This window comes from Nocardiopsis sp. CA-288880 (assembly GCF_050955985.1).
GTDB classification, from domain to species: domain Bacteria; phylum Actinomycetota; class Actinomycetes; order Streptosporangiales; family Streptosporangiaceae; genus Nocardiopsis; species Nocardiopsis tropica.
This window is the reverse complement of record NZ_CP192105.1, coordinates 5,908,839-5,921,796: the sequence shown is the minus strand read 5'-3', so window position 1 is coordinate 5,921,796 and position 12,958 is coordinate 5,908,839. Positions and strand designations below refer to the sequence as shown.

Genomic DNA, 12,958 nt, shown 5'->3' with positions numbered 1-12,958 from the left:
CGGCCGGGACGGCGGGAGGGCCTCCCGGGAGGGACCGGCCCAGCGGCGGCCAATTCCGCTGGGGCGGTCCGGTCCTGCGTGCCGGGGAGGCGTCTACGACTCTGCCCGCCCGCGGGTCCGGCCGTCACCGGCGGAAGCCCACAAAGTTCCGCGCGGATTCCTGGTGGGACGGCCCGGGGGCGCCCGCCCGGCCCGGGTGAACAATGGGGCACCATGACGCGCACAGACACAGGAGAGGTCCGCCCGCGGGCCGGGTCCGGCCCCCGCCGGGTCAGGGACACCGACATGGCGCGCCTGTGGCACCCCTACTCCACGGTGCCCCCGGCCGAACCGCCGTACGTGGTCACCGCGGCGGAGGGGACCCGGCTGACCCTGTGGGCGGACGGGAGGTCCCACCGGGTGGTCGACGGGATGGCCTCCTGGTGGTCGGCGATCCACGGGTACCGCCACCCCGTGCTCGACGCGGCGGTGCGCCGGCAGGTGGACGCGTTCAGCCACGTCATGTTCGGGGGGCTCACGCACGGCCCGGCCGCCGAGCTCGCCGAGGCGCTCGTGGGGATCGCGCCGGAGCCCCTGGAGCACGTCTTCCTCGCCGACTCCGGGTCGGTGTCGGTGGAGGTCGCCATGAAGATGTGCCTCCAGTACCACCGCTCCTCGGGGAGCCCGGAGAGGCGGCGGTTCCTCACCTGGAGGGGCGGATACCACGGGGACACGTTCCACGCGATGAGCGTCTGCGACCCGGACGGGGGCATGCACGCCCTGTGGGGCGACCTCCTGCCCGCCCAGGTGTACGCGCCCGCGCCGCCCGGCGGGTTCGACACCCCTCCCGACCCCGGCTACGTGGAGGCGTTCGAGCGGGTGGCCGCCGAGCACGCCCGCGAGCTGGCCGCGATCATCGTGGAACCCGTGGTGCAGGGCGCCGGGGGGATGCGTTTCCACCACCCGGGCTATCTGCGGGAGCTGCGCAGGATCGCGGACGGGCACGGGCTGCTGCTGGTGTTCGACGAGATCGCCACGGGCTTCGGCCGCACGGGCGAGCTGTTCGCCGCGGACCACGCGGGGGTGGCCCCCGACGTGATGTGCCTGGGCAAGGCGCTGACGGGCGGGTACATGTCCCTCGCCGCCACCCTGTGCACGGGGCGCGTGGCCCGGGGTATCACCGAGGGGGAGGAGCCGGTGCTCGCCCACGGCCCCACCTTCATGGGCAACCCGCTGGCCTGCGCGACGGCCGCGGCCTCGGTGGACCTGCTCGCCGGGGGCGGCTGGAGGGGCGACGTGGCACGGATCGGGGCCGGTCTGCGCGCGGGCCTCGCCCCGCTCGAGGGGGCGCCCGGGGTGCGGGAGGTGCGGGTGCTCGGCGCGATCGGGGTGGTGGAGCTGGAGGCCCCCGTGCGGGTGCGCGAGGCCACGCGCGCCGCGCTGGAGGCGGGGGTGTGGCTCCGGCCCTTCCGCGAGCTCGTGTACGCCATGCCCCCCTACACCTGTACCGCCGGGGACGTGGCCGTGGTCGCCGCGGGGATGGTCGCCGCCGCGGAGGCCTCCGCGGCCGCCGCCGACGGCGGGGCGTGAGCGGGGGCCGGGGCGCCCCTCACCGGTGCGCGTCCCAGGGGCCGTGCTTGGGCTCCCCCTCTCGGGGAAGAGTGCGGGTTCAGGATGATCGGGGACGGGAGGACGGGTGAGGAGTCGCGTGGGCCGTGACGGGGAGAGAGCGTGGTGCCGGTGACCGTCCTGATGGTGACAGGAACCGGGACCGAGGTCGGCAAGACCGTGGTCACGGCCGCCGTGGCCGCTCTGGCGCGGGCCGCCGGGCGCCGGGTGGCGGTGCTCAAGCCCGCCCAGACCGGGGTGGGACCGGCCGAGCGGGGTGACGTGGACGTGGTCGCCGGGCTCGTGCCCGGGGTGACCGCCGTCGAGCTGGCCCGCTACCCCGACCCCCTGGCGCCCGCCACGGCCGCCGCGCGCTGCGGGGCGCCCGCGGTCCGGGCCGAACACGTGGCGGACGCGGTGTGGGAGCTGCTCGGTGACCACGAACTGGTGCTGGTGGAGGGGGCCGGCGGGCTCCTGGTCCGGTTGAACGCCGAGGGACAGACCCTCGCCGACGCGGCCGTGCTGCTGTCCGCGCCCGTGCTCGTGGTCGCCCGGCCGGACCTGGGAACGCTGAACGAGACCGCGCTGACCGGCGAGGCGCTGCGCACACGGGGGCTGCATCCGGCGGGCGTCGTGGTGGGGTCCTGGCCGGAGCGGCCGGATCTGGCGATGCGCTGCAACCTCACCGACCTGCCCGGGATGGGGGCGGGGCCGCTGGAGGGGGCGGTGCCGGAGAGCACCGGCGGCCTGGACCCGGCCGGGTTCGCCGAGGTGGCGAGCCGCTCCCTGGCGCCCGGGCTGGGCGGGACCTGGACGGTGGAGGGGGTGCGCTGACCGCGCCGGACCGGCCCGCCGCTGGCTCTCGGCGATCCGTACGGCGCGGGCCGTCAGGCCGGGGCGGGGACCGGGGAGGCGAGCGTGAACGCGTGCGGACGCGGACCGTGCTCGCGCAGGTGCTCCGCGCGGGCCGCGGCCTCCTCCGGGGTCACCGAGGCGCCGTCCGCCGCCCACCACAGCACGCGTCCGACCCGGGGGAAGGCGCCGGTCAGCGCACGGAAGTCCAGGAGGTCGCCGTGGGACGCCTCCACGAACTCCCGCAGGTCCGTCGGTGAGCGCCACAGCGCGATGACGTGTATGCGGTCCCCTTCGTCGGAGAAGTGGACCTCTTCCGGGGCTCCGCCTCCCCCGGCGGCCCGCTTCCGCAGTGCGGCGGCGAGCGGGGCGAGGTACCGGCGGTCGCCCCGGACCGTGCGGGACTCGGCCAGGAGCGGCCGTCCCTCCCGGGAGCCCTGTGCCGTCGGGGTTCGGTGCGGTGTGCGCGGGTGGTCGGCGACGGTGCGGGGGTGCTGGGCGAGGAGGTTCACGACGACTCCGATCGAGAAGTGGACCTCGATGAAGCGGTCCACTTTGGCTCTGGTGGTGCTCTGTTCTCCAATGCCATTATGGAAGCCCCGGGGGCCTCCCCACAGATCCAATGGAGCGGAAAATGGACTCTTCGCGGAAGCCCGCCGACCTCGCCGACGTCCTCGGCGCCTGGTCCCGGGGGGAGGGCCCCCTCTACCGGCGCCTGGCTGACTCCCTGCGCGATCTCGTGGCCCAGGGCACCCTGGTGCCGAACGAGCGCCTTCCCTCGGAGCGGGTACTCGCCGCCTCGCTCAGGGTCAGCCGCACGACGGTGGTCTCCGCCTACGACTCCCTGCGCTCGGAGGGCCTGCTCGAGAGCAGGCAGGGCAGCGGCACCCGGATCAGCGGCAGGGTCGCGCCCGTGCGCCCGGACGGCTGGAGCCGCACCGGCAGCGTCAACGCCATGTACCGCAACCTCTTCCAGAACGACGAGGGGCTCATCTCGGCCGCCTGCCTCCACACCCCCGCCCTGGGCGGGGTGGAGGAGGCCATCCGCCGGGTCGTCGCCGAGGACCTGCCGTCGCTCATGGCCGAGAGCACGTACCACCCGCGCGGGCTGCCCGCGCTGCGCCGGGCCATCGCCGACCACTACTGCCGGCTGGACCTGCCGACGACCCCGGACCAGATCGTGGTCACCACCGGTGCCCACCAGGCGGTCAACCTGGTCTCGCAGCTCTACCTCCGCGAGGGGTCGCCCGTGGTGGTGGAGGACCCCGGCTTCGCGGGCTGTCTGGACCTGATGGCGGACCGGGGCGCCGAGTTCCTGCCGGTGCCCCTGGACGACCAGGGCATCGACGGGGTGGGCGTGCGCCGGGCCGTGGCCGAGCACGCGCCCCACCTGGTCTACGTCATGCCCTCGTACCACAACCCCACGGGCACGATGATGTCCGCGGCGCGCCGCCGGGAGCTGGGCGAGCTGTCCGCCCGCCACGGTGTGCCGATCCTGGAGGACGCCGCCTACACCGGACTGCGCTCCCCCGACGAGCCCGCCCCCCTGGCCGCGTACGCTCCGCGGGGGGCCGAGATCATCAGCGTCGACTCCCTGTCCAAGGTCTCCTGGGCGGGGCTCCGGGTGGGGTGGCTGCGCGCCCCGGCCGAGATGGCGCTGCGGCTCAGCCGCCGCAAGGTCCTCGCCGACCTCGCCGGCCCCCTCCTGGACCAGGCGGTGACCGTGCGCCTGCTGGAGGACTACGCCGGTCTCGCCCACGAGCGCTCGGAGATGATGCGCGGGGCCCTCGACCACATGGAGGGGCTGCTCCGCGAGGCCCTGCCCGACTGGGAGTGGAGGCGTCCGGACGGGGGCGCCGCCCTGTGGGTGCGCATGCCCGGAGCGGACTCCCGCGCCTACGCCCAGGTCGCGCTCTGCCACGACGTGGAGCTGGTGCCGGGCCCCACCATGTCGGCCTCCCCCGACGGCCGGCACGCGGAGTACTTCCGGCTGCCCGTGGCCTTCGACGCCGCGACCCGGGAGGAGCTGGTCTGGCGGCTCTCCCGGGCCTGGCGGGAGTTCCGCCGGCACGGCCCGGTGGCGAAGGACCCCGTGCGGCTCGTGGTCTGACCGCGGCGCGGCCCGGACGCACGCGGGGGCGGCACCGCCGGTGCGGTGCCGCCCCTCGCACTGCCCGGACCGCGCCGCGGAGGGCGGTCCGGGGCGTCTTCCGCGGATGCCTTCGGCGGGACCCGGCGCTCGCGCCGATCACCGGCCCGGAACGGTCCGCGGAGGACGGTCTAGCCCAGCCGGACCTTGCGGGCGGCGTCGAAGCGCTCCTGGACGTCGGCCCAGTTGACCACGTTCCAGAACGCCTTGACGTACTCCGCCTTCACGTTCTTGTACTGGAGGTAGAAGGCGTGCTCCCACATGTCCAGCATCAGCAGCGGCTGGGTGGTGACCGGGCTGTTCGCCTGCTGGTCGTACAGCTGCTCGACGATCAGCCGCTGGCCCAGGGTGTCCCAGGCCAGGATCGCCCAGCCCGAGCCCTGGAGGCCGGAGGCCGCGGCGCCGAAGTGCGCGCGGAAGGCGTCGAACGAACCGAACTGATCGGCGATGGCCGCGCCCAGCTCGCCCTCGGGCTTGTCGCCGCCGTCGGCGGACAGGTTCTTCCAGAAGATGCTGTGGTTGACGTGGCCGCCCAGGTGGAACGCCAGGTTCTTCTCGTGCAGGTTCACGGTGGCGTAGTCACCGGACTCGCGAACCTCCGCCAGCTTCTCCAGAGCGGTGTTGGCACCGGTGACGTAGGCAGCGTGGTGCTTGTCGTGGTGCAGCTCCATGATCTGGCCGGAGATCCACGGCTCCAGGGCCGCGTAGTCGTAGGGCAGTTCGGGAAGCGTGTATGGCGCAGACATCTCTGACGCACCTTTCCAGGAACGGGGCTCGTCGTGTTCAGCAGCGATGGGATCGCCTAGGCAGCAAGCTATCAGCCGGACGGCGGGACACCGGGTGTCAGGCTCTTTACACCCCGGTCGGGGAATAAACCGTGCTCCGCGCCCCCGGCGCGACGCCGCCGCGCCGCGGCCCGCCGGCGCTGCCCGCGGCGGACCCCCCACCGCCCTTCCCCGCGCGGCTCGCCCGCAATCATCGCCTTCATGGTGGAAACGCCCGCCTGGTCCGACGCGGCCGACGGAGAGGGGATTTCTCCTAGAGTTCCGGGCATACGGCCGGGAGCCGCCACGAGTGTCGGTGGACCGTTGGCCGCGCGTTCTCCGGCCATTCACCGGAGGGGTGTCGAAATCGGCGATGATTCAGCGCCGAATTCGAGGGACCGAACCCGCTCCGCGCCCCGTTCGGTGAAAACCTTCCTATTCTTCGAGGCCGTTCACCACTCATGTCCGTCTCAGCGGCTGGGGCCTCCGCGCCCGCCACCACGAACACACTCTCCCGCGAGCCGTCGGGCACGCGGAAGGGCGGAGGATTCCGCCCCGAGATCGAGGGACTGCGCGCCGTCGCGGTACTCCTCGTGGCCTTCTACCACGTCTGGTTCGGCCGGGTCTCCGGCGGTGTGGACGTGTTCCTGCTCCTCACGGGCTTCCTCGTCACGGGGTCGCTGGTCAGGGCGCTGGAACGCGACGGCCGCATCGGGCTCGCCGCCTTCTGGACCAAACTGGCCCGCAGACTCACCCCGGCGGCGGCCGTCGTGCTCGCCGCGACCCTCGCCGCCACCTGCCTGTGGCTGCCGAGCTCGCGGTGGGCCGACGTGATCGCGCAGGTCAGAGCAGCCGCGCTCTACCACGAGAACTGGGCCCTGGCGCGGGCCGCGGTGGACTACCTCGCCCGGGAGGCCGCGGCCAGCCCGGTCCAGCACTTCTGGTCGCTGTCGATCCAGGGCCAGTTCTACCTGCTCTGGCCGCTCCTGCTGGGACTGACCGCCCTGGTCGCGGCCCGGCTCCGCGTACGGTCGGACCTGGCCTTCCCCGCGGTCGTGGGCCTGGTGTTCGCCGCGTCCCTGGCCTACTCCGTGTGGATCACCGGGACCAACCAGGCCTGGGCGTACTTCGACACCGGCGCCCGCCTGTGGGAGCCCGCGCTGGGCGGGCTGCTCGCCCTCGTCGTCCACCGGATCGACCTGCCCCTGCGCCTGCGGGTCGTCCTGGGGTGGGCGGGCCTGCTCGCGCTGGTCTCCTGCGGGATCCTCCTCCAGGTCTCCACGCTCTTCCCCGGCTACGTCGCCCTGTGGCCGACCGGCGCCGCGGTCATGGTGGTCCTGGCCGGTTCCGGGACCCGGTTCGGCGCCGACCGGCTGCTCACCTGGAAGCCGCTCATGGCCCTGGGCGCGCTCTCCTACCCCTTCTACCTCTGGCACTGGCCGGTCCTGGTCTGCTACCTGGCCGTGACCGACCGCTCCCTGGCGTCCCCCCTCGGAGGGGTGTTCGTGCTCGCGCTGTCCCTGCTCCTGGCCCTGGTCACCTCCAAGGCCGTCGAGGGCGGGGTCGAACGCCTGACCAGGGCGCCCGGGCGGCGCTCCCCGGCCTGGTCGCTGGGGGTGGCCGCGGCCCTGCTCGCCCCCGTGCTGGCCGCGACGGCACTGTGGTCGGGCCGGATCGAGGAGGAGCAGCAGGCCCGCGCGGAGGAGGTGCGCACGCCCGCCTACTACCCCGGGGCGCGGCTGGCGGTCGACCCGTCCCTGCTGCTCCAGGAGATGCCGGTGCGCCCCGACCCCGCGGACGCGAGCCAGGACCTGTCCCCCCACCACGCCCGGGGCTGCCACGTGCCGCTCACGCAGAGCGAGGTCACGGTGTGCGACGCCGGGCCGGCCGACGCCGAGCACACCCTGGCCCTGGTGGGCGCGTCCCGGGTCGCGCACTGGTACCCGTCGGTCCTGGAGGCGGCCGAGGACAACGGGTGGAGGCTGCTGTCCTTCACCAAGAGCGGCTGCCAGTTCGGCACGGGCCCCCACACCCGGGGCGGGGAGCCCTTTCCCGAGTGCGAGGCGTGGAACGCCGAGGCCATGGAGATCCTGGAACGGGAGCGGCCCGACGCCGTGTTCACCTCCTCCACCCGGGCCAGCCCGGCCGGGGAGCGGGTCCACGAGGGTTTCGTGGAGCGCTGGCGGCAGCTGGACGCGCTGGGCATCGACGTCATCGGCATGCGCGACCTGCCCCGCCGCGACACCGCGGGGGCCGAGTGCGTGGAGAGCCGCCCCCTGGAGGAGTGCGTGTCCCCGGCCGGCTACAGCCAGGCCGCCGCCGACCCGGCCGCGGCCGCGGACCTGCCCGGCAACGTCACGACCGTGGACCTCACCGAGTACGTGTGCCCGGAAGGGCGGTGTGAGGCCGTCATCGGGAACGTCCTGGTGTTCTGGGACCACTCCCACATGACCGCCACCTACTCCGCGACCCTCGCCCCGGTGATGGACGAGGCCCTGCGCGGCGCCACGGGATGGTGACCGCCCTTCCGGTGAGAAGGGTGCAGATACGCAGAAATGAGTAAATGGTGATGGAAGGGTGAACAGAAGGAGAATTGAGCGTCCTGCGGGTTTCGATTCGACTCACGCGCATCTCGCCGTCGACGTGAAGGGCTAGTCTCGAAAACGCTTGATCCGTTTGTCGCTCCTCCTCCCGGAACAGCGTTCGGAACCGGCCGTTCCGTGCGGAGAAAGCCGATCGTCCCCCTCTGTGTCCCCCTCGGTTCACCCTTGCGGTGCCGGGCCGCCAACTCCCGTGGAGGTACCCGCCCATGCGGTCGCTTCGCAGACGTCTCCGTCCGATCCTGGCCGTCGGCGCGGTCGGCGGTGCCGCCGTCCTCGCCGTCCCCGTGGTCCTGGGGTTCCTCGGCCTGATCCGGTGGGTGGACGCGGCCGTCCTCGTGCTCCTCGGCGCGCTCGGCGGCGCGGTCGCGCTCACGGCCCTGCTCCTCCTCCTGCTGCGCCGCACCGTCAAGGGCCTGTCCGGTTCCGTGTCCACGGCGATGGACACCCACAGCCGCAGGGTCGCGGAGGCGCTGGGCCGCGACCGGCTGGAGGCCGCGCACTCGATGGACGGGGTCAAGGAGCGGCTCACGCACCTGCGAGACCACTCCCTCCCCAAGCTGGCGCGCGAGGTCACCCACGCGGTCACCGTGCAGGGGCGCAACGACTACGAGCAGCAGGTCGCCTGGACCGAGCTGCGCGAACACCTCGACACCCCGACGTTCATGCCGCCCCTGCGCGGCTGGGCGGCCTCGCCCGACGTCATGCGGCTCCTCGTCCGCGACATCGACCGGCGCCGTCCCGGACTCGTGGTCGAGTGCGGCAGCGGATCGTCCAGCGTGTGGATCGGGTACGCGCTGCGGCGCGCGGGCGCGGGCCGCCTCGTGGCCATCGAGCACGACGCCCGCTACGCGGAGCTCAGCCGCGCCCTCGTGGCCTCGCACGGCCTGGAGGACGTGGTGGAGATCCGCACCGCCCCGCTCACCGGGTTCGGTCCCGGTGACGGGGAGGCCGGAGAGGGCCCGGACGGCGGCGCCCGCCTGTGGTACGACACCTCCGTCCTCGCCGACCTGGAGGACATCGGCCTGCTGTTCGTCGACGGACCGCCGGAGGCCACGGGCTCCCAGGCCCGCTACCCGGCCGTTCCCGTCCTGCTGCCGCGCTGCGCCGAGGACGCCGTGATCGTCCTGGACGACGCCTCCCGCCCCGACGAGCGGGCGCTGGGCGACCGCTGGCTCGCGGAGAACCCCGGCCTGCGCCGCACCGAGGAGGCGGCGGAGAAGGGCGCCCACGTGTTCACCCGCGCCTGAGCCCCGCCCCGGCACCAGACCCACGTCCCCCGAACCGAGGTCGCCAGATGATCACCACCGCCCTCCGCGAGGCCCTGCGTGCCCGCGGGGACGAAACCGCCGTGCTGTGCCACACGGGCGCCGGCGCCCGGGCCGGGCTGGCCGGCCTGCCCACGCGCCCCTCCGACCTCGTCCTCGACCTGGACGCCCACCCCCTGGGCGCGCCGGTGGACCTTCCGGGCGGGGAGCGGCCGGAGGCCGGCCTGGTCGCGGTCGTCGCGGCCACCACCACGGACCTGCGCCGCGCGCTGACCACGGCCGTGCACCTGCCCCGGGCCGCCCACGTCCTCGTGGCGCTCGTCGCGGTCCCCGGACACCAGGACCCGCCGCTGCCCGCCTCCCCGGGCATGGGGCAGTGGCGGGACCTGGAGGAGGTCCGGGTGCGCAGGGCCGACCGGCAGGGCTGGCTGTGCGAGCTGTTCTTCCCCAACGGGGTGGACACCGCCGAGGTCCTCGACGCGGTCCTGCACGGGACCCGGGGACGCCGCCGCGGCCCCGCGGTCGCCCCCCTGGCCGCGCTCTCCGGACCGGAGGGGGCCCTGTGGAGGCCGGGCGACACCGCCGCCACCGGGGTCCCCGCGACCGGGCCGGTCCCGCTGCGCCGCGTCACCCCCGTCGCCGACCTCGCCCTGCGGGTGGCCGCCCGAGGCGGGCGCGCCGCCTGGGAGGACGCGGCCGTGCCCGCCCTGGACCGCGCCACCACCGGCGCGGACGCCTGGGCGGGCCTGGCGGGAGAGGACGGCCACGCCCGCCTGCGCGCGGCGCGCTCGGCGGCCGGTCCGGACCCCGTGTCCGCGATCGCCCCCGTGGACGAGCTGTCCGTCAACCCCGTCGGCTTCACCAAGGCGGAGAAGGGCCCCCTCGGGGACCTCACCGCCCACGGCGACCGCGCGGTCGTCCGCGCCGGGGACAAGGTCCTGGTCGAGGTCGCGCCGGACGGCACCGTCACCGACGTCGACCTGGCCCGCCTGCGCCACCTGCGCGGGGTCCGGGTGGACTGGTCCGGGCACACCGGCCCCTCGGCGGCCGTGCGGGCCGTCGCCTCGCTGGCGGCCGGAGGGGTCCCCCTGCTCAGCGGGCCCGTGCCCGCGTGGGCGGCCGGGCTGGGCCGACCGCTCGGCGACCTCCTGGAGGGAGCCGCCGACGCCGACCTCACCGACCGGCTCCGGCGGGAGGAGCACAGCGTCCGGCTGCGCCGCGCCGCACTGCGCGCCCACGGCCTGCGCACACGCTGGAGGTCGCTGGCGGCCGAGGCGGGGGTGCCCGTCCCGCCCGCCCCCCGGATCTCGGTCATCCTGTGCACCCGCAGGCCCGAGATGGTCGGCTTCGCCCTCGCCCAGATCGCCCGGCAGCGCGGTGTGGACCTGGAGGTGGTCCTGACCCTGCACGGCTTCCCCGCCGACCTGCCGGGGGTGGCCGCCGCCGTCGCCGGGGCCGCCGCGACCGGCCTGCGGATCGTGGTGCACGAGGCCGCCGCCGACCAGGTGTTCGGCTCGGTGCTCAACGACTCCGCCGCGCGCGCCTCGGGCGACCTGCTCGCCAAGTGGGACGACGACGACTGGTACGGACCCGACCACCTGGCCGACCTGGCCCTGGCCCGCGCCTACTCCGGCGCGGAACTGGTCGGGACCGGCCAGGACTTCGTCTACCTCCAGGAGGTGGACGTCACCGTGTGGCGCAGCCGCGAGTCGGAGACGGCGACCAGGTTCATCGCCGGGGGCACCATCCTCACCGACCGGGTGGTGCTGGAGGAGACGGGCGGCTTCCGACCGCTGCCCCGGGCGATCGACACCCAGCTCCTCCTCGCCGTCACCCGGGGCGGCGGCCGCATCCACCGCACCCACGGACTGGGCTACGTGCTGCGCCGCACGGGCGGCGGACACACCTGGTCCGAGGACATGGCCTACTTCCTGCACAACTACGCCCGGCAGTGGGCCGGATGGCGGCCCAGCTCCCTTCTGGAGGGCGAGCCCGCGGAGTTCGGCCGGTCCATCACCGAGAACACAGGGGGACAGCGTTGACCACCACAGAGACCGGACACGAACCCGCGGCCGCGGACACCCGCGTGCCACCGCGGTGGGAGGCCGACTTCACGCGGCAGCCCCGGGTCCTGCGCAACGACCACGGCGTCCTCGTGCCGCCGGTTCTGGGGGGGTGGGAGCCGACGCTGTCGGTGTCGGTGGTGGTTCCGGCGCACGGTCATCCGGAGAAGTTGGCGATGGTGCTGGCGTCGTTGTCGGCGCAGAGTTATCCGTCGCGTCTGATGGAGGTGGTGGTGGTGGACGACGGTTCTCCGGAGCCGTTGGAGCTGCCGCGGGTGCGTCCGGAGAACACGCGGCTGCTGGTGTCGGCTCCGGGGGGGTGGGGGTCGGGGCACGCCTTCAACACCGGCGTCGCCGCCTCGTCCGGCCAGGTGATCCTCAGACTCGACGCCGACATGCTGGTGTACCGCGAGCACGTCGAGTCGCAGATGCGGTGGCACCACCTCCTCGACTACGGGGTCGCGATGGGCCACAAGCTGTTCGTGGACTTCGACCCGGAGGCGCTGAGCCCGGAGTACGTGGCCGAGCAGGTGCGGGCGGGGCGGGCGGCCGATCTGTTCGACCGGGAGACCGCCGACACGCACTGGGTCGAGCGCCTGATCAACAAGCACGACCGGCTGCGCACCGCCGACCGCCTCTCGTACAAGGTGTTCATCGGGGCCACGGGTTCGCTGCACCGCACCCTCTTCGAGGCGGCGGGCGGGATGGACGCCGACCTGATCCTGGGCGGAGACAGCGAGTTCGCCTACCGGGTGTCGCAGCAGGGCGCCGTGTTCGTCCCCGACCTGGACACCAGCAGCTGGCACCTGGGCCGCTCCCAGATGCAGACCCGCCGCGACGCGGGCACCCGCTACCGCATGCCCTTCGTGGCCAACCGGGTCCCGGACTTCCACCTGCGTCGCAAGCGGCCGGACCGGCAGTGGGAGGTGCCCTTCGCGGACGTCCTCCTGGACGTCGGGGCGCACACGCTGGAGGACGTCGACACCACCGTCTCGGCCCTGCTCGACGGCACGACGCCGGACGTGCGGCTGTGGCTGCGCGGTCCGTGGGGCGTGTTGGACGAGGGGCGGAGGTCCCCGCTGGACGACGAGCGGTTGGACCTGAGGCTGGTGCGGGAGACCTTCCGGGGCGATCCCCGGGTGCGTTTCACCGAGGGGGACCCGGAGGAGGACCCGCGGGTGCCCTTCCGCCTCCACGTCCCCGTGGGCGCCGCCCCCACGCCCACGATGGTGGCGGACCTGGTGCGGACCGTGAACGACAAGAAGGCCGGCCTGCTCTGCGCGCCCCTGCCGGGCGCCACGCGGGCGGGGGACGGGGTGCTGCGCCTGGAGCGCACGTCCGCGTTCGCCCGCGCCCGCCACCTGGAGCCCGGAGCGACCGGCGGCGACCTCGACCGGGTGGTCGAGGAGGTCCACACCACCCACTGGATGCCGGGGGAGCCGTTCGTCGTACGGGAGGCGGAGGAGGAGGCCGGGGCGTCCGACGCCGGGGCCGACGCGCTGCGCCGCAAGCTCGCGGAGGCCCGTGCCGAGGTCGAGCGCCAGACGGCCCGGGCCAAGCGCGCGGAGCGCAGGCTCCGCTGGTCGAAGCCGGGGACGGTGGAGAGGGTGCTGCGCAGGTTCGCGCGCTGACGCCGGGGCGGCCCGCGGGGCCGGGAGCCAATCAGTGACGACAC

Annotated in this window: 9 protein-coding genes; 7 read left to right on the top strand and 2 right to left on the bottom strand. The window is 74.5% G+C overall.

From position 1 onward, the window contains the following. Positions 1-213: 213 nt before the first annotated feature. Both ACQPYD_RS25585 and bioD read left to right on the top strand, forming a co-directional pair. On the top strand, positions 214-1,569 hold the full coding sequence (locus tag ACQPYD_RS25585) for an adenosylmethionine--8-amino-7-oxononanoate transaminase (protein ID WP_433698040.1): 1,356 nt from the start codon (positions 214-216) through the stop codon (positions 1,567-1,569). 150 nt (positions 1,570-1,719) lie between these two features. Then, positions 1,720-2,421: a dethiobiotin synthase gene (gene bioD, locus ACQPYD_RS25580; RefSeq protein ID WP_433702132.1), complete on the top strand. Its 702-nt coding sequence runs from the start codon at positions 1,720-1,722 to the stop codon at positions 2,419-2,421. Between the two features lie 53 nt (positions 2,422-2,474). On the opposite strand, the gene ACQPYD_RS25575 is transcribed toward bioD, so the two are convergent. After that, on the bottom strand, positions 2,475-2,993 hold the full coding sequence (locus ACQPYD_RS25575; protein WP_433698039.1) for a DUF3291 domain-containing protein: 519 nt from the start codon (positions 2,991-2,993) through the stop codon (positions 2,475-2,477). 80 nt (positions 2,994-3,073) lie between these two features. Between ACQPYD_RS25575 and ACQPYD_RS25570 the strand changes: the two genes are divergently transcribed. Further along, positions 3,074-4,549 carry a PLP-dependent aminotransferase family protein gene (locus tag ACQPYD_RS25570; RefSeq protein ID WP_433698038.1) on the top strand — a complete coding sequence of 492 codons (1,476 nt, stop codon included), beginning with the start codon at positions 3,074-3,076 and terminating at the stop codon, positions 4,547-4,549. Between the two features lie 170 nt (positions 4,550-4,719). Here ACQPYD_RS25570 and ACQPYD_RS25565 read toward each other — a convergent pair whose 3' ends face one another. Next, positions 4,720-5,334 (bottom strand): superoxide dismutase, encoded by a 615-nt coding sequence (locus tag ACQPYD_RS25565; protein ID WP_267946068.1) that lies wholly within the window; start codon positions 5,332-5,334, stop codon positions 4,720-4,722. Positions 5,335-5,813: 479 nt separating this feature from the next. On the opposite strand from ACQPYD_RS25565, the gene ACQPYD_RS25560 reads away from it, so the two are divergent. The 4 genes from ACQPYD_RS25560 (at position 5,814) to ACQPYD_RS25545 (ending at position 12,914) form a co-directional block, all read left to right on the top strand. Beyond that, positions 5,814-7,871 (top strand): acyltransferase family protein, encoded by a 2,058-nt coding sequence (locus ACQPYD_RS25560; RefSeq protein WP_433698037.1) that lies wholly within the window; start codon positions 5,814-5,816, stop codon positions 7,869-7,871. Between the two features lie 290 nt (positions 7,872-8,161). Next, positions 8,162-9,202: a class I SAM-dependent methyltransferase gene (locus tag ACQPYD_RS25555; RefSeq protein ID WP_433698036.1), complete on the top strand. Its 1,041-nt coding sequence runs from the start codon at positions 8,162-8,164 to the stop codon at positions 9,200-9,202. 47 nt (positions 9,203-9,249) lie between these two features. Continuing rightward, a complete protein-coding gene (locus ACQPYD_RS25550) occupies positions 9,250-11,262 on the top strand; it encodes a glycosyl transferase family 2 (RefSeq protein WP_433698035.1) in 2,013 nt (670 codons plus the stop codon). Then, positions 11,259-12,914, top strand: a complete 1,656-nt coding sequence (locus ACQPYD_RS25545; RefSeq protein WP_433698034.1) for a glycosyltransferase — start codon at positions 11,259-11,261, stop codon at positions 12,912-12,914. The genes ACQPYD_RS25550 and ACQPYD_RS25545 overlap by 4 nt, the downstream gene beginning before the upstream one ends. Positions 12,915-12,958 lie beyond the last annotated feature (44 nt).

Bases quoted from the DNA above. Each gene is read 5' to 3' on its own strand.
- ACQPYD_RS25585 (WP_433698040.1), top strand. From the start codon at position 214: ATGACGCGCACAGACACAGGAGAGGTCCGCCCGCGGGCCGGGTCCGGC.
- ACQPYD_RS25570 (WP_433698038.1), top strand. From the start codon at position 3,074: ATGGACTCTTCGCGGAAGCCCGCCGACCTCGCCGACGTCCTCGGCGCC.
- ACQPYD_RS25565 (WP_267946068.1), bottom strand. From the start codon at position 5,334: ATGTCTGCGCCATACACGCTTCCCGAACTGCCCTACGACTACGCGGCC.
- ACQPYD_RS25560 (WP_433698037.1), top strand. From the start codon at position 5,814: ATGTCCGTCTCAGCGGCTGGGGCCTCCGCGCCCGCCACCACGAACACA.
- ACQPYD_RS25555 (WP_433698036.1), top strand. From the start codon at position 8,162: ATGCGGTCGCTTCGCAGACGTCTCCGTCCGATCCTGGCCGTCGGCGCG.
- ACQPYD_RS25550 (WP_433698035.1), top strand. From the start codon at position 9,250: ATGATCACCACCGCCCTCCGCGAGGCCCTGCGTGCCCGCGGGGACGAA.